This window comes from Enterobacter sp. TCD1-1, from assembly GCF_020567405.1.
GTDB lineage: Bacteria > Pseudomonadota > Gammaproteobacteria > Enterobacterales > Enterobacteriaceae > Enterobacter > Enterobacter quasiroggenkampii.
Genome location: NZ_JAJCXF010000001.1, coordinates 494,759 through 511,135, shown reverse-complemented (window position 1 = coordinate 511,135; position 16,377 = coordinate 494,759). Strand labels below are relative to the sequence as shown.

Genomic DNA, 16,377 nt, shown 5'->3' with positions numbered 1-16,377 from the left:
GGTACCCTCAGCTTATTCCTTCAGGCTATCGGGTCGGGCATGAGCCTGCATCCCTGCAGGCCACGCCCTCTCGGCGCATCCCTGCGCCTCGCCCCGGCCTTACGGAAACGCTTCGGCGATTTACAGCCGGACCATAGCATCGCTGAAGGTTAATCATTTCACTTCAAAACCTGAATCGCTTCTGGTTTAAAGTTACCAGGGACCTTTCCCCACAGCGGGAGGGAACAAAATAAAAAAAAATCCGCCACAGTGGGCGGATTTTTTATTTAATCACCGAAGTGATTAGAAGCGGTAACCTACGCCCGCGATCCAGGTGCCAACGTCAACGTTGCGGATACGGCTCTGCTCATAGGAGAAGTCCAGAGCAACGTCCTGGATTGGGTTGAACTGCAGGCCTGCGCCATAGGAGAAGCCGTAGTCGCTGTTGCTTGCAGTGCGGTTCAGACCTTCGTTTTCAGTCTGCTGGAATTTACCGTAGCCAACACCTACAACACCGTAGATGCTTGCCCAGTCGTTCAGACGGTAAGCTGGGCCCGCGGTGATACCGTAGTACTGGCCTTTGTTGTATGCGCCGTTTTCAGAACGATCTTTCTCGGTGTAGGTGAAAGAACCGATCACGCCCAGTGGGTTGTTATCCTGCTCGTAACGATACTTCAGGTTGAAACCGTTAGCTTTGTTCATCACGCCCTGATAGTCGCTCTGAGCGTAACCACCAGTAACAGTAGAAGTAGCAGCTACAGCGGTACCTGCGGAAACAGCCAGTACAGCGGCCAGTGCTGAAAGACATGCAATTTTTTTCATAACCACCTCAAATGTGATCCAAGTAAGTCCGTAAGTTTTAAATATATCAAAAAAATTTGCGAAACTCTTTGTGATTCGTGATGTCTAATGAAACCTTTCCTGTAACAGAACGTTTCCAGCATCAGCTATCTCTTTCAAATCACATGCAATTTTCACTACTAAATGCGCATAGTGCGCGTCTGCGCAGTTACATTCATCCAGATTATTCCTAATCTGACAGGCGATAAATCCACCAGCGCTTAACCATTTTACGGATTTCACCTGCTTTTTTTTCAACAGTACCTCAACCGTAGCCGCATATTTCCTTTACACTGCAACCTTTACCTCATTTGACATAAGCTGACAGGAGAAAGGATGCCTGGGTTATCCCGCACGTCGTCGGTCTGGTTGCCGGTAGCCGTCATACTCATTGCCATGTTGTCCATTCAAAGCGGCGCCTCGCTGGCAAAATCGCTTTTTCCGCTGGTTGGCGCGCCCGGGGTGACCGCCCTGCGTATTGTGCTGGGCACGGCAATACTGGTGGTCATTTTTAAACCGTGGCGTCTGCGCTTCAAAAAGGAGCAGCGTTTACCGCTGCTGTTTTATGGACTCTCCCTGGGGGCAATGAACTACCTGTTCTACCTCTCCATCCAGACGATACCGCTGGGTATTGCCGTCGCGCTGGAGTTTACCGGCCCGCTGGCGGTGGCGCTGTTCTCCTCCCGACGTCCGGTCGATTTTATCTGGGTCGTGTTGGCCGTACTGGGCTTATGGTTCCTGCTGCCGCTGGGCCAGAGCGTTTCTGAGATTGACCTGACGGGCGCAGCGCTGGCGCTGGGCGCAGGTGCCTGCTGGGCTGTCTATATCCTCACCGGCCAGCGCGCTGGGGAAGAGCACGGTCCGGCGACCGTCGCGTTGGGTTCCCTGATTGCGGCCATCGTGTTTGTGCCCATCGGCATGGCGCAGGCGACAGAGTCTATCTGGCAATGGTCCGTCATGCCCATCGGTCTGGCGGTCGCGATTCTCTCTACCGCACTCCCCTATTCTCTGGAGATGATTGCGCTGACGCGTCTGCCGACACGCATATTTGGCACCCTGATGAGTATGGAGCCTGCGCTTGCCGCGATTTCCGGGATGGTGTTTCTCGGCGAAACCCTGACATTGACCCAAACGCTGGCGCTCTGCTCGATTATCGCGGCATCAATGGGCTCGACGCTTACCATGCGTCCGGAGCCAAAAGTTGAGAAAGTGGATATCAACTAAGGCCATATATTCTGCATGGCTTCCACGCCATGCAGAATAAAGGCCAGAAACACAGGCGTTATAATTTCTTACACACTCACGCCTGCCAGCAAAATATTCCTCTGCGTTAACTTCCCCATTCAGCAATTAAGATTGATCTGTATCAATTTATAAATTATCAAATACTTTCAATAAATTAAATTCTCAACCCCCTTCTCGCTATTAAACCGATAGGCACAGCCAAACCGCAGAGAAAAAATCCGGTGCTATACTTAGTTCCGTAATTACCTGGGACATAAACATCAAGAGGATATGAGATTATGAGTACCGCTAAACTGGTGAAAACGAAAGCGTCTAATCTGCTTTATACCCGTAACGATGTATCGGACAGCGACAAAAAAGCGACCATTGAGTTGCTGAATCGCCAGGTGATCCAGTTCATCGATCTTTCGCTGATCACCAAACAGGCCCACTGGAATATGCGCGGTGCAAACTTTATTGCCGTTCATGAAATGCTGGATGGCTTCCGCACAGCATTGGTTACCCACCTCGATACGATGGCTGAACGTGCCGTTCAGTTAGGCGGCGTGGCGCTGGGCACCACGCAGGTGATCAACAGCAAAACCCCGCTGAAAAGCTATCCGCTGGATATCCATACCGTTCAGGATCACCTGAAAGAGCTGGCGGACCGCTATGCGATTGTGGCGAACGATGTGCGCAAAGCGATTAGCGAAGCGAAAGACGAAGATACCGCAGACATCTTCACCGCTGCCTCCCGCGATCTGGATCAGTTCCTGTGGTTCATCGAATCTAACATCGAATAATTCATACGAATTTTCTATCAAACCCTCGCCCTTCGGTGAGGGTTTTGCACATCTATGGTGCACGTTTTTTGCCTGAGAACGTGCAAAAGTGAAGAAATTGTAATAATCACCTCACACAACCGTTAACGGAAGATTGTTTTTTCGTCAGAATTTACGCTAAATATCTCCCCGTCAGTTGAGCCAAACGAAGCGCACCAAAACAGTGCTCCACTTTGGTGCAATAAGACCTCATTGCCCTATTTATTGTGCAATGCATGACATCATCCCCTTTGCAAAACAATAACTTGTAAAGTTGGCACGATTTTTTCATTGTGCCACCTGTTCTCGCAGGGGATCGCCCCGTGGATATAAAAGGAAATGCTATGAAGTCTGTATTAAAAGTTTCACTGGCTGCACTTACCCTGGCTTTTGCGGTGTCCTCTCAGGCTGCCGACAAACTGGTTGTGGCGACCGACACGGCGTTCGTTCCGTTTGAATTCAAACAGGGTGATAAATACGTTGGTTTCGATGTGGATCTGTGGGCCGCCGTCGCAAAAGAACTCAAACTGGATTACACCCTGAAGCCGATGGACTTCAGCGGCATCATCCCGGCACTGCAAACCAAGAACGTTGATCTGGCGCTGGCGGGTATCACCATTACCGACGAACGTAAAAAAGCGATCGACTTCTCTGATGGCTACTACAAAAGCGGCCTGCTGGTGATGGTCAAAGCCGATAATAACGACGTAAAAAGCGTGAAAGATCTCGACGGCAAAGTGGTGGCAGTGAAGAGCGGCACCGGTTCGGTTGATTACGCGAAAGCCAATATCAAAACCAAAGACCTGCGTCAGTTCCCGAACATCGACAACGCGTACATGGAACTCGGCACCAACCGTGCTGACGCTGTTCTGCACGACACGCCGAACATCCTGTACTTCATCAAAACAGCCGGTAACGGCAAGTTCAAAGCCGTTGGCGAGTCTCTGGAAGCCCAGCAGTACGGTATCGCGTTCCCGAAAGGCAGCGACGACCTGCGCACGAAAGTTAACGGCGCGCTGAAAACGCTGAAAGAGAACGGCACCTATAACGAAATCTACAAAAAATGGTTCGGTACCGAGCCTAAATAATTTCACCTGAATTCAGGTTTGTAACGCCCGGTGGCGCTGCCGCTTACCGGGCCTACGTTTTTCGTTTTTCACCACGGTATACAGGAATACATCATGCAGTTTGACTGGAGCGCCATCTGGCCTGCCATTCCACTCTTGCTTGAAGGCGCTAAAATGACTCTGTGGATTTCGGTCCTGGGTCTGGTTGGCGGGTTGATTATCGGTCTTGTCGCCGGTTTCGCCCGTACCTACGGTGGCTGGATTGCAAACCACATCGCACTGGTTTTCATCGAAGTGATCCGCGGCACCCCTATTGTCGTGCAGGTCATGTTCATTTACTTCGCCCTGCCTATGGCGTTCACTGACCTGCGCATCGACCCGTTCAGCGCAGCCGTCGTCACCATTATGATCAACTCAGGCGCCTACATTGCGGAAATCACCCGCGGTGCGGTGCTGTCGATTCATAAAGGTTTCAGTGAAGCCGGTCTGGCATTAGGCCTTTCACGTCGCGAAACGATCCGCCACGTTATTCTGCCGCTGGCGCTGCGTCGCATGCTGCCACCGCTGGGTAACCAGTGGATCATCAGCATTAAAGATACGTCGCTGTTCATTGTTATCGGCGTGGCCGAACTGACCCGTCAGGGACAGGAGATCATTGCTGGCAACTTCCGCGCGCTGGAAATCTGGAGTGCGGTGGCCGTGGTCTACCTGATCATTACTCTGGTTCTGAGCTTCGTTCTGCGTCGTCTTGAAAGAAGGATGAAAATCCTGTGATTGAATTTAAAAACGTTTCCAAGCACTTTGGCCCAACCCAGGTGCTGCACAATATCGATCTGAACATCCAGCAGGGTGAAGTGGTGGTCATTATCGGGCCATCCGGCTCCGGTAAGTCGACCCTGCTGCGCTGCATCAACAAGCTGGAAGAGATCACCAGCGGCGATCTGATCGTCGACGGTCTGAAGGTGAATGACCCGAAAGTGGATGACCGTCTGATTCGTCAGGAAGCGGGCATGGTGTTCCAGCAGTTCTACCTGTTCCCGCACCTGACGGCGCTGGAGAACGTGATGTTTGGCCCCCTGCGCGTGCGCGGCGCCAACAAAGCGGCGGCAGAAGCGCTGGCCAAAGATCTGCTGGCGAAAGTCGGCCTGGCTGAACGCGCGCACCACTACCCTTCCGAGCTGTCCGGTGGTCAACAGCAGCGCGTGGCAATTGCCCGCGCGCTGGCGGTCAAACCGAAACTGATGCTGTTTGATGAGCCTACGTCCGCACTCGACCCGGAGCTGCGCCACGAGGTGCTGAAGGTCATGCAGGATCTGGCGGAAGAAGGGATGACGATGGTTATCGTGACCCACGAAATCGGCTTCGCTGAGAAAGTGGCGTCCCGCCTGATCTTTATTGATAAAGGCCGTATCGCGGAAGACGGTAACCCGCAGGAATTGATAGCGAACCCGCCGAGCCCGCGTCTGCAGGAGTTCCTGCAGCACGTCTCCTGATCCCTCGCTTGACGCTAAAGCCGGGCTTGCCCGGCTTTTTTACGCCAGATTGTTCCCAAAAATCCCCCTCCGCGTCCCGACTTCTATACTTATCATTTTGTTCGACATTTTCACCGGAGGACGCCGTGCCGTGGATCCTGTTGCTGTTGATTAGCCTGTTTAGTGCGCCATCGTTCGCCGTCGCGATCCCCGGCGTGACCACCGGAACAACCGCCAGTCAGCAAAGTACGCCCCCTCCTGAACCCGATGTCGAACAGAAAAAAGCCGCCTACAGAGCCCTCGCCGACGTCCTTGAGAACGACACCTCCCGGCAGGAACTCATCAGCCAGCTGCGGAAAGTGGCCGCCACGCCGCCACAGGAGCCGGTGCCTGTCATCACCCCTCCTCAGGTGGAGGAACAAAAAACGGTGCTGGAAAACGTCACCGACGTGAGCCGACACTATGGGGAAGCGCTCTCCTCGCGCTTTGCTCAGCTCTACCGCAACCTGATTGGCTCACCGCATAAGCCGTTTAACCCACAAACGTTTACCGCCGCCGCCACGCAGTTCCTGATGCTGGCTGGTGCAGTCTTCCTTTTTTACTGGCTGGTGCGCCTGTGCGCGTGGCCGCTGTACCGCAAAATGGGGCAATGGGGACGCAGAAAGAATCAGCAGAAAAGCAGCTGGCTGCACCTGCCGTTGATGATAGCCTCAGCGTTTATCATTGATTTACTGCTGCTGGCGCTGACGCTGTTCTTAGGCCAGATGCTGGCCGACAGGCTGAACGCGGGCAACAAAACCATCGCCTTCCAGCAGTCGCTTTTCCTGAATGCCTTTGCCCTGATTGAGTTCTTCAAGGCGCTGCTGCGATTACTCTTTTGTCCCCACGTACCGGCGCTGCGTCCTTTCGCCATCCGGGATGAAACGGCGAAGTACTGGGCGCTGCGTCTGAGCGTGCTCAGCGGGCTGATTGGCTACGGCCTGCTGGTTGCCGTGCCGATCATCTCCAACCAGGTGAACGTCCAGTTTGGCGCGCTGGCAAACGTCATTATCATGATCTGCATTACCGTCTGGTCGCTGTATCTGATCTTTCACAATAAAAAAACCATTACCCAAAGCCTGCTGAATCTGGCCGATCGCTCCCTCTCGTTCTTTAGCCTGTTTATCCGCGCTTTCGCCCTGGTGTGGCACTGGCTGGCAAGCGCCTACTTCATCGTATTGTGCTTCTTCTCGCTGTTCGACCCGGGCAATAGCCTGAAATTCATGATGGGGGCGACGTTCAAAAGCCTGGCCATTATCGGCATCGCGGCGTTTGTCTCGGGGCTGCTGTCGCGCTGGATTTCGAAAACCATCACCCTGTCGCCGCAGGTACAGCGTAATTACCCGGAACTGCAAAAACGGGTAAACGGCTGGATGTCGGTATCGCTGAAGGTGGCGCGCATCCTCACCGTCTGCGTGGCGATTATGCTGCTCCTGAATGCGTGGAGCCTGTTTGATTTCTGGAACTGGCTGCACAACGGTGCGGGTGAGAAAACGGTCGACATCCTGATTCGCATCGCGTTGATTTTGTTCTTCTCTGCCGTCGGCTGGACGCTGCTGGCGAGCCTTATCGAGAACCGTCTGGTATCGGATATTCATGGCCGTCCCCTGCCCAGCGCGCGGGCAAGAACGCTGTTAACCCTGTTCCGCAACGCGCTGGCGGTCATTATCAGTACCATCACCATTATGATTGTGCTGTCGGAAATCGGAGTGAATATCGCCCCGCTGCTGGCCGGTGCCGGTGCCCTGGGGCTGGCGATCTCCTTCGGGTCGCAAACGCTGGTGAAGGATATTATTACCGGCATCTTTATCCAGTTTGAGAACGGGATGAACACGGGCGATCTGGTGACTATTGGGCCGTTAACCGGCACCGTTGAGAGGATGTCGATTCGCTCGGTGGGCGTGCGCCAGGACACCGGGGCGTACCACATCATTCCCTGGTCCTCGATAACCACCTTCGCCAACTTTGTGCGCGGCATTGGTTCCGTGGTGGCAAACTACGATGTGGATCGTCATGAGGATGCCGATAAAGCGAAGCAGGCGCTGCGCGATGCGGTAGAAGAGCTGATGCAGATGGAGGATATTCGCGGACTGGTGATTGGCGAGCCGTCATTTGCCGGCATTGTCGGGCTGACGAACACGGCCTTTACCCTGCGCGTGTCGTTCACCACCCAGCCGCTGAAGCAGTGGACGGTGCGCTTTGCGCTCGACAGCATGGTGAAAAAACACTTCGATCTGGCGAACGTGCGGATGCCGGTCCAGACCTATCAGGTACTGCCGCCGCCCGCAGCGCCGCTCCCACCGCAGGAGCCAACGCTGTAGCCTCGTTGCCGGGTGGCGGCTTCGCCTTACCCGGCCTACGACGGCGTGCTATTTGCGACGTTTGTTATTGTCCATAAACGTCCAGGCAATAAAGCGGCTTTGCTTCTGGCCCTGCGCCATCTCTTTTTTCACCACTTTTACGGCACCCGCTTCGGTGAGCGCGCGGTAGAGTGGCGGCAGGTTATCTCCGCGGGAAACCAGCGTCGTGAACCACTTCACCTGACGACCAAACTGTTTGCTTTCCGCAATCATGCGCAGGATAAACGCCACTTCGCCGCCTTCACACCATAATTCCTGCTGCTGACCGCCGAAGTTCAGCGCGGCATCTTCCGCCTGACCCAGGTTACGGCGCTTGCGCTCGCTGCCTGCACGCGCCGCGGCCGCCGAATCATGGAACGGCGGGTTGCACATCGTGGCGTCATAGCTTTCATTTTTGTGAATGATACCGTTGAAGATCGACGCCGCCTCTTTCTGACGACGCAGACGAATGGCGCGGCTTAACCCAGGGTTCGCGCTGATAATCGCCTGGGCGCTGGCAAAGGCCTCGGCACCGATTTCGCTTCCGGTAAAGCGCCAGTGGTATTCATGCGCGCCGATCAGCGGGTAAATCAGATTCGCCCCGGTGCCAATATCCAGAATGGTGGCCTGCTCTGGAACAACGCCCTCATTACCTTCGGCAAGAAGGTCGGCAAGGTGATGCACGTAATCCGCGCGGCCCGGCACAGGTGGACAGAGAAAGCCTTCGGGAATATCCCAGTTCGCCACACCGTAATAGTGTGCAAGCAGCGCTTTGTTCAACATTTTAACCGCCTGGGGGTCAGCAAAGTTGACCGAAGGTTCACCCGCGGGGGTCTGGACAATGTAGTCCTGCAGCGGCGGGCAGCTCAGGCATAACGCATTCATGTCGTAGCGGCTGCGGTGGCGATTTCGTGGGTGCAATCCCGGCTTTTGGGAAGTCATGGCGTTCTCCTTTAAACAGCGGCGTAAGATACCCTTTGCTGGCCCAACGGTAAATCTTTCTCTGCATCGATTAAAAATTCGACATAAATCAAACACCTTTATGTCTATGATCTGTCAGCGAAATGTCAACAGATATTGTTCAAAAAATAAGCAGATCATCATCAAATATTTGCGCTAAGTCACACTCCTCCGGCTTCTAAACTTAAGGGGAATCACCTGTTGTTTCCTCATGAGGATGTGATTATGAAAAAGTATCTGACCCTTGCTGTTATCGCTGCCGCCCTGGCGACTGCGTCATTCTCTGCGATGGCCGTTCAGTCGCTGACCCCGAGTACCGACACCAGCCAGCTTCGGCCTGCGGGCACCGTCTCGGTAAGCCGTGCCAGCAACCTTGACGATCTCCAGTCTAAACTTGCCGAAAAAGCCCGTCAGGAAGGTGCAAAAGGCTTCGTGGTGAATTCCGCTGGCGGCGATAACCATATGTACGGCACAGCGACCATTTATAAATAATCAGCTTTTTTCCCCAGACTGCATCTGTCCACCGGATGCAGTTCTCTTCCCCCTCGCCTTGACTGTTCGTTTTTTAACCCCATATTAAAAGCAGGGCTGAACCAATATCAGGAGGACATAATGGCTTCCGGCTGGGCAAATGATGATGCCGTTAACGACCAGATCAACAGTACAATTGAAGATGCGGTAGCGCGTGCCCGCGGTGAAATTCCGCGCGGCGAAAGCTTAACTGAATGCGAAGAGTGTGGAGACCCTATTCCCGAGGCGCGCCGAAAAGCCATCCCCGGCGTAAGGCTTTGCATCACCTGCCAGCAGCATAAAGATTCGAAAAATTCATCACATTCGGGATATAATCGCAGGGGTTCGAAAGACAGCCAGTTACGTTGACTTTCCTTTACCTAAGTTAACCGCACAGGCCCTTACCTTTACGCTCACGATTTTTAGCGAACCGCGTAGCAAAATGTGCCCTTCATCTTTCTTCTGTAAAGCGCATCAACAAGAAGTGTAAATCGCCAGTTTGAATTTATTAATATTCAATAAGTTATTTGTCATTCAATTTTTTTGAGCAACCACGTCAATTCTCTTCGATTTTATCCCTCGAAAAAAACCGTGATACTTATCACATCGACGGAACATCGTCCCCTTAACAGAAACACCTGCGAGAGATTAATTATGAAAACCATCAAATATGCTGTAGCTGCTGTTGCCCTGTCCGCTCTGTCCTTCGGTGCTTTCGCCGTAGAGCCAGTCTCTTCAACTCAGGCACAGAACATGAATAAAGTCGGTGTGGTAAGCGCTGATGGCGCGACCACGCTGGACGGTCTGGAAGCCAAACTGGCTGAGAAAGCGGCTGCTGCCGGTGCAAGCGGATACACCATTACCTCCGCTAACGGCAATAACAAGCTGAGCGGTACCGCGGTTATCTACAAATAATCGCCTGAACGAATGCTGTCCCCTCGCCAAACCCTCTGGTGAGCTGCTCCAACCCTCATTGACCCTGTTGTTTGTTACCCTTGCTTGCCCGTCCGCCACTGGACGGGCTTTTTTTTAGTTAAAAAGACTGCGCCACGCGCGCCAGACCGTCCTCTATCGAGTCCACCTCACCCGTCGCCAGCAGACAGCAGGCCATCTGCTGCGTAATGGCGTGCGGAACAGGGACCTGGCCCGCCAGACACTGGGTGATCCAGTGGGCGGTGGTGTGCGGATCTTTGGCTTCGGGCAACGCCACATCACGATTATCCGTCCCGCGCTCCAGAATGACGCGCGCGCCGGTAGAATCAATGTGCACAATCTGCGGGCAGCGCTGCGGGTTGGCATACACCTCCCCTTCGGTGCCGTGCATCAGTAAAGCGCGCCCGCCAACCTCTTCAAAGAACTTGCCGACTCGCGTCACGTACTCCGGATGAGAGACGCTGGAAAGCCGCAGCGCGGCATCTTCGCCAAACGGCGTTGCCAGTTTGGCCAGCGTGTGGGCGCTGTTACGCACCCCCATACGCCAGCGCATATCCAGCTGCTTTTCCAGCGGCGGGCAGAACGCACCAACCGGAATATAGACCGGCTGATGCCCGTCAAGCTTCGCCTGCGCCTGACCCGCATGAAGGGTCGGCTTGATGTCCAGCAGCTCAAAGATGGTTTGCGTCAACACGCGCGTGGGATCTTCACTTACGCCGTGAACGACAACCGGGAATCCAAGCTTGTGCAGTAAAATCGCCAGCAGCGGCGTCAGGTTTGCCTGTTTACGCGCCCCGTTATAGCTGGGGATGACAATCGGCATCGGCTTTGCGACTGGCGGCGTTAAGCGCATCGTTTGCGCCTGCATCGCCTCGTAAAAACCGCGCATCTCCGCTTCGCCTTCCCCTTTAATACGCAGCGCAATCAGGATGCCGCCCATCTCCAGATCTGGCACATCGCCATTCAGCATGTGCGTATACAGTGCTTTAGCCGTTTCGTAATCCAGGTCGCGCGCATGATTTTTGCCCCGCCCTACCTCTTTGATAATTTTGCGATAATCCACGTCTTTTCTCCTGACTACGTCATCTTGTGAACACTATAGTCCTGAAGAAGCGCTGGCCGATAGTTTTTTATGAAGACAATCAACCCGCTGATTTTTTAGCAGTTAACGAAAGACAAGCTTTATTTCAATTATTTGTGATTTCTATAGAAGATTCTAAAGCATATCTTTTTTGATTAAATAGTCGCCGAAACACTATTGAGGGTCACGGTGAAAACGTCCAGGCAACGTTTTTACCCGAAACACACCAGGATTGACTATGAACAAGGTTGCTTTAGGTTTATTTATCGCTGCAACGATAGGGTGTTCTGCATCCGCCTTTGCGGCAACAAACGGTGAAGGGCAGATTAACTTTACCGGCGAAATTATTGATTCTGCCTGTCAGGTAGTAAATGGATTAAGCGATCCACTCAACGTCCAGTTAGGCAAAGTTTCTAAAACGGTATTCACCGGTGCAGGCTCCACCAGCACACCAACAAAATTTGATATTCAGTTAAAAGATTGTCCGGAGACGGTCACCTCTGCAGCAATTAATTTTGGCGGTACGCCAGATGCGAATAACAGCACCACGCTGGCGTTAACGGCAGATGCGAATGCCGCAACCGGCGTCGCCATTCAATTGCTTGACTCATCTGAACAACCCGTCAGCTTATATACGCCTTCCCGCGCGTATCCACTCAACGCAGGAAGTACGGTTAACGATCTGGAATTTGCAGCGCGATATATTCAGACGCAGGCTGCCGTTACGGCTGGCCCTGCTAACTCCGTATCGACCTTCACCGTTATTTATAACTGATATTTTCAATCTGAAGATATTAGCTTTGTGTCAAAGCTAATATCTTTTCTTTATGTTGAGAAATATTTATGCGCCATGGTTATTTACTGAGCACTCTGTTACTGGTAGCCGCGACCGCTCATGCGGGGGTCATTATTAATGGCACCCGCCTGGTCTACCGGGGAGATAAAAAGGAGTCATCTCTTGGTATTTCAAATCCAGATACAACGGATTATCTGGTGCAGTCCTGGGTTGATGCCGACAGTAAAAATCATGCCGCTGCGCCATTCCTGATTACACCGCCCCTGTTTCGTCTTGATGCGAAAGAGGATAACGTACTGCGCGTCGTTCGCACCGGCGGGAATTTACCGGAAGATCGCGAATCGCTGTACTGGTTAAATATTAAAGCGATTCCCTCATCGAAGCACGTTGAGGGGGTGAATACGCTGCAAATTGCGATTAATACGCGCATCAAATTGCTTTACCGCCCATCGTCCGTTAAGGGCAAGCCGGAAGAGATGGCGGATAAGCTGGAATGGCATCGTGAAGGCAACGATCTGGTCGTTAATAATCCGACCCCCTTCTATATGAATTTCCAGAGCGTGACGTTGAATGGTCATAAAATCACGAAAGCTACCTGGGCCGTGCCTGAAACCGGAACGCACATTACCCTGCCAGCCAATACGGGTGGCGATACTGTGACGTATTCCATTATTACGGATTACGGCAGCATCAGCAAAACCTGGACAAAATCCGTTCATTAATTTCATGTCTGATAACGCATTAAAATAATCATGTACAGCCATAAAAAGCCGTTCACCTGCCAATTATTCACGCTGCTGACCCTGCTATGTGGTCTGGCAGCCGTGTGTTTTGCGCAGTTCGCATGGGCTGATGATTATTTTAACCCGGCACTGCTGGATATTGACAACCCTCAGCAGACCAAAACGGATCTCTCCGTATATGAAAAAGGGCCTGGACAGGCGCCGGGGAAATACCAGGTCGCGATCTATATTGATAATAATAAAATCGACACCCGTGACGTGACGTTTACATTGCAGCAGGATGGCCGGGGCAACAGTTCACTTCAGCCTTGTTTTAGCCTCGAAGAGTTAAAAAGTCTGGGCATCAAAACCCAAAAATACCCGCAGTTAATGGCAAAGGGTTCGTGTGCCGACTTAAGCGCCATCCCTTCGGCATCGGCCTCGTTCCACGTTCGGAATCAACAGCTGCTCCTGAGCATACCGCAAACGGCACTGGGCCAGGTGCCACGCGGCTATATCGATCCCAAAGAGTTTGATGAAGGGATCACCGCAGGCTTATTAAACTACAGCGCCAACGCCAGCCAGAGCCACGCTCGCCAGCAGGGCGAAGAGGATAACAGCAGCCAGTACGTCAATTTGCGCCCGGGCTTTAATGTCGGGGCCTGGCGCGTACGCAACTATTCCACCTGGAATCGCAGCACGACGGGCAAGGAAGAACAGCAGAAGTTCTCCTCCGTCTATACCTATGCCCAGCGCGATATCGTGTCGATGAAAAGCGATCTCACCGTCGGGCAGAGCTCTTCGCCTGCCGATGTGTTCGACAGCGTGCCCTATACCGGGGTACAGATTAACTCCGACAGCGACATGCTGCCGGACAGCGAAAAAGGCTATGCGCCGATTATTCGCGGAACGGCGCACAGTAACGCGCTGGTGATGGTTCGCCAGAACGGCTATGTCATTTACCAGAACACCGTCGCCCCCGGCGCGTTTGAAATTAACGATCTCTACCCTACCACCCTACCGGCAGCAGCGGCGATCTGCAGGTGACCGTAAAAGAGACCGACGGAAGCGAAAGCCACTTTGTGGTGCCCTACGCGTCGGTGCCGGTATTGCAGCGTGAAAAAAACCTGCGCTACAGCGTAACCGCAGGCCGCTACCGCTCGTATGACAGCGACGTCGAGAAAACGCCGTTTGCCCAGGGGAGCGTAATTTACGGCTTACCTTACGGATTCACCGCCTACGGCGGCGTGCAGCAGAGCAGCCATTATCAGTCTCAGGCGGTGGGCGTCGGTAAAAACATGGGAGATTTAGGCGCCTTCTCGCTCGACGTCACCCGCGCAAAAGCGCTGCTGAAAAAACAGCAGTCCAGCAAAGGGCAGTCTGCGCGCCTCCGCTACAGCAAAGATTTTGCGGGATCGGGGACGAATTTTTCCGTGGCGGGCTATCGCTACAACAGCAAAGGGTTCTACACGCTGGAAGACACCATGGAATCCTATACCCGCTCGGATGACTGGTCGGCACCGCAGCAGCGCCGCGAGCGTGAAGAAGCCACCATCGACCAAACCCTGCCCGAAGGCTGGGGCTCAATGACGCTGAGCCTGGTCAAAGAGACCTACTGGAGCCAGAGCCAGAACATGACCTCAATGAGCGTCAGCTACAACAACAGCTGGCACGGCGTGAGCTACAGCCTGAGCTACAGCATGAACAAGAATACCGACGCCAGCGATGAAAACGGCAATTCCGTCTCCAACGACAACCAGTTTTCACTGAGCGTCTCCGTGCCGCTCGATCGCTGGATGCATAACACCTGGGCAACCTACAACCTGAACAATACCAAAGACGGCACGACGCAGAACATTGGCCTTAACGGCACGGCGCTGGCCGAAGATAACCTGAACTGGAACATCCAGGAGGGGCTTAGCCGCACCGGTAGCGGAAACTCGACCAGCATGAACGCTGACTACAAAGGCACCTACGGCGAGCTCAGCGGCGGCGTGAGTCAGGACAACTATCAGCAAAGCGTAAACGTCGGCGTGCAGGGCGGCGTTATCGCCCACGCCAACGGCATAACGCTGAGCCAGCCGCTCGGCGAAACGATTGCACTGGTCAAAGCGCCGGGCACCCACGGTACGCACATTGCCAACCAGACCGGCGTTGAAACCGACTTCCGCGGCTATACCGTGGTGCCGTTCGTCACGGCCTACCGCCATAACACGATTGCCCTGGACACCGAAACGCTGCCGGACGACGCCGACGTTACCCACGCCGCGCAGGTTGTTACCCCGACCCGCGGCGCGGTGGTGCGCGCCAGCTTTAACACCCGCGTGGGGAACCGGGTATTGATGGTGCTCACGCAAAACGGGAAACCGCTGCCCTTTGGCGCAACGGTGACCACCGACGATAAAGACAGCGAATTTATCGTGGGCAGCGGCGGCCAGACCTACCTTTCCGGCATGCCACTGCGCGGCACGCTCTCGGTTTCGTGGGGTGAAGGTGCCGGCGAACATTGCGTCGCTGAATACGCCCTCACGGATGAGAAAGACAAAAACAGCATCATTAACGCTGCCGCGCAGTGTCATTGATTCACCGTAAAGGTTGACCTTATGCAGATCGTAAAACAACTGGTGTTCTTATTCGTGCTCGGCCTGTCGGCGCTATTCATGCCCCATGCAAAGGCCGAATGTACGACGCCCGATATGCCAAAGTTGCTAAACGTGGCAACCATATCGGTACCCAGCACGTTGCCCGTGGGCGAAAGTATTCCCGGAACGGAACAAACCGTTCACGTTGCGGGAAGCTGCGACCACGCCTATGAAGCCGGTCAGGAAATTGTCTCCTGCTACTACGGCACCGGCACCGAAATTCCGGGCCTCGCCGGCGTGTACGGTACCGGCGTGGAGGGGATTGGCATTGCGCTGGTCAACGACAAAGGCCAGCGGATAACGGGCGCGGGTGGGGTCTATTGCGATTCGCGCAGTACACCCATTGGCTACATCTCAAATGATGATGCGCGAAACTTCAGCTTCGATGTCACCCTTGAACTGATAAAAACCAGCAATGCAGTAAGCTCGGGTACGCTTTCAATTGACCAGACGAAGTTTGGGATTGGCGTTTATGGCATGGACGGGATTGGTTCTCCGAACACCGTATCTTACGCTGGCGACGTCAATATTCAGGAGGTGACCTGTTCGGTTTCCCCTAAAAACCTCACCGTTGTACTAGGCGATTTTCCGGTCAGCGATTTTATCGGCATCGGCACGCTCTCCATGCCGGCGCAGGAGTTTAACGTAACGGTCAACTGTAACGCCACGGTGCAGCCTGAAGTGAAAATCACCAGCGCTAACGGCTATGAGACCGGCTACGCTGGAGTGATCAAACTCACTCAGCAGCCCGGAATGGCCACCGGGGTCGGGGTGCGAATGTTGTTCGACAACGATATCGCCACCTTCGATCAATACGTCACGACCTCCAGCGAGGCCGTTGCCAACCAGACGCTGGATATCCCTTTCCAGGTGCGCTACCAGCAAATCAGCGACGAGGTCACGCCCGGCCCGGCGAACACCGTTGCCACCATTACTCTGGCCTATAAGTGAC

Annotated in this window: 15 protein-coding genes and 1 pseudogene; 13 read left to right on the top strand and 3 right to left on the bottom strand. The window is 53.8% G+C overall.

The features are described 5' to 3' along the window. Positions 1-282: 282 nt before the first annotated feature. On the bottom strand, positions 283-801 hold the full coding sequence (gene ompX / locus LJA86_RS02495) for an outer membrane protein OmpX (protein WP_008501173.1): 519 nt from the start codon (positions 799-801) through the stop codon (positions 283-285). Positions 802-1,155: 354 nt separating this feature from the next. On the opposite strand from ompX, the gene rhtA reads away from it, so the two are divergent. From rhtA to ybiO, 6 genes are all read left to right on the top strand, one after another. Further along, the gene (rhtA, locus tag LJA86_RS02490; protein ID WP_008501172.1) at positions 1,156-2,043 is read left to right on the top strand and encodes a threonine/homoserine exporter RhtA; all 888 of its coding nucleotides are present in this window, start codon (positions 1,156-1,158) and stop codon (positions 2,041-2,043) included. Between the two features lie 299 nt (positions 2,044-2,342). Further along, a complete protein-coding gene (gene dps / locus LJA86_RS02485) occupies positions 2,343-2,846 on the top strand; it encodes a DNA starvation/stationary phase protection protein Dps (protein WP_008501171.1) in 504 nt (167 codons plus the stop codon). Between the two features lie 362 nt (positions 2,847-3,208). Beyond that, positions 3,209-3,952: a glutamine ABC transporter substrate-binding protein GlnH gene (glnH, locus tag LJA86_RS02480; protein ID WP_023310880.1), complete on the top strand. Its 744-nt coding sequence runs from the start codon at positions 3,209-3,211 to the stop codon at positions 3,950-3,952. Positions 3,953-4,045: 93 nt separating this feature from the next. Continuing rightward, positions 4,046-4,705: a glutamine ABC transporter permease GlnP gene (gene glnP, locus LJA86_RS02475; RefSeq protein ID WP_003858462.1), complete on the top strand. Its 660-nt coding sequence runs from the start codon at positions 4,046-4,048 to the stop codon at positions 4,703-4,705. Then, entirely contained in the window at positions 4,702-5,424 is a 723-nt protein-coding gene (glnQ, locus tag LJA86_RS02470; RefSeq protein ID WP_023292945.1) for a glutamine ABC transporter ATP-binding protein GlnQ, read from the top strand. The genes glnP and glnQ overlap by 4 nt, the downstream gene beginning before the upstream one ends. 125 nt (positions 5,425-5,549) lie before the next feature. Next, positions 5,550-7,763 carry a mechanosensitive channel protein gene (ybiO, locus tag LJA86_RS02465; RefSeq protein ID WP_229225551.1) on the top strand — a complete coding sequence of 738 codons (2,214 nt, stop codon included), beginning with the start codon at positions 5,550-5,552 and terminating at the stop codon, positions 7,761-7,763. A gap of 48 nt (positions 7,764-7,811) precedes the next feature. Here ybiO and rlmF read toward each other — a convergent pair whose 3' ends face one another. Continuing rightward, positions 7,812-8,723 (bottom strand): 23S rRNA (adenine(1618)-N(6))-methyltransferase RlmF, encoded by a 912-nt coding sequence (gene rlmF, locus LJA86_RS02460; RefSeq protein ID WP_045909507.1) that lies wholly within the window; start codon positions 8,721-8,723, stop codon positions 7,812-7,814. A gap of 243 nt (positions 8,724-8,966) precedes the next feature. Between rlmF and mcbA the strand changes: the two genes are divergently transcribed. The 3 genes from mcbA (at position 8,967) to ybiJ (ending at position 10,166) form a co-directional block, all read left to right on the top strand. Then, complete coding sequence (mcbA, locus tag LJA86_RS02455; RefSeq protein WP_045909506.1) at positions 8,967-9,233, top strand: DUF1471 family periplasmic protein McbA; 267 nt, start codon at positions 8,967-8,969, stop codon at positions 9,231-9,233. 120 nt (positions 9,234-9,353) lie between these two features. Then, on the top strand, positions 9,354-9,620 hold the full coding sequence (locus LJA86_RS02450; RefSeq protein WP_048027017.1) for a DksA/TraR family C4-type zinc finger protein: 267 nt from the start codon (positions 9,354-9,356) through the stop codon (positions 9,618-9,620). Positions 9,621-9,905: 285 nt separating this feature from the next. Beyond that, positions 9,906-10,166, top strand: a complete 261-nt coding sequence (ybiJ, locus tag LJA86_RS02445) for a DUF1471 family protein YbiJ (protein WP_023310874.1) — start codon at positions 9,906-9,908, stop codon at positions 10,164-10,166. A gap of 118 nt (positions 10,167-10,284) precedes the next feature. On the opposite strand, the gene ybiB is transcribed toward ybiJ, so the two are convergent. After that, complete coding sequence (gene ybiB, locus LJA86_RS02440; protein ID WP_069719568.1) at positions 10,285-11,247, bottom strand: DNA-binding protein YbiB; 963 nt, start codon at positions 11,245-11,247, stop codon at positions 10,285-10,287. Positions 11,248-11,503: 256 nt separating this feature from the next. Between ybiB and LJA86_RS02435 the strand changes: the two genes are divergently transcribed. The 4 genes and pseudogenes from LJA86_RS02435 (at position 11,504) to LJA86_RS02420 (ending at position 16,376) form a co-directional block, all read left to right on the top strand. Beyond that, a complete protein-coding gene (locus tag LJA86_RS02435) occupies positions 11,504-12,040 on the top strand; it encodes a fimbrial protein (RefSeq protein WP_045909503.1) in 537 nt (178 codons plus the stop codon). 68 nt (positions 12,041-12,108) lie between these two features. After that, the gene (locus tag LJA86_RS02430; RefSeq protein ID WP_069719569.1) at positions 12,109-12,783 is read left to right on the top strand and encodes a molecular chaperone; all 675 of its coding nucleotides are present in this window, start codon (positions 12,109-12,111) and stop codon (positions 12,781-12,783) included. Between the two features lie 30 nt (positions 12,784-12,813). Next, a pseudogene (locus tag LJA86_RS02425) lies at positions 12,814-15,365 on the top strand (fimbria/pilus outer membrane usher protein). Positions 15,366-15,386: 21 nt separating this feature from the next. Next, a complete protein-coding gene (locus LJA86_RS02420) occupies positions 15,387-16,376 on the top strand; it encodes a fimbrial protein (protein ID WP_045909501.1) in 990 nt (329 codons plus the stop codon). The last annotated feature ends 1 nt before the right edge of the window (position 16,377 follow it).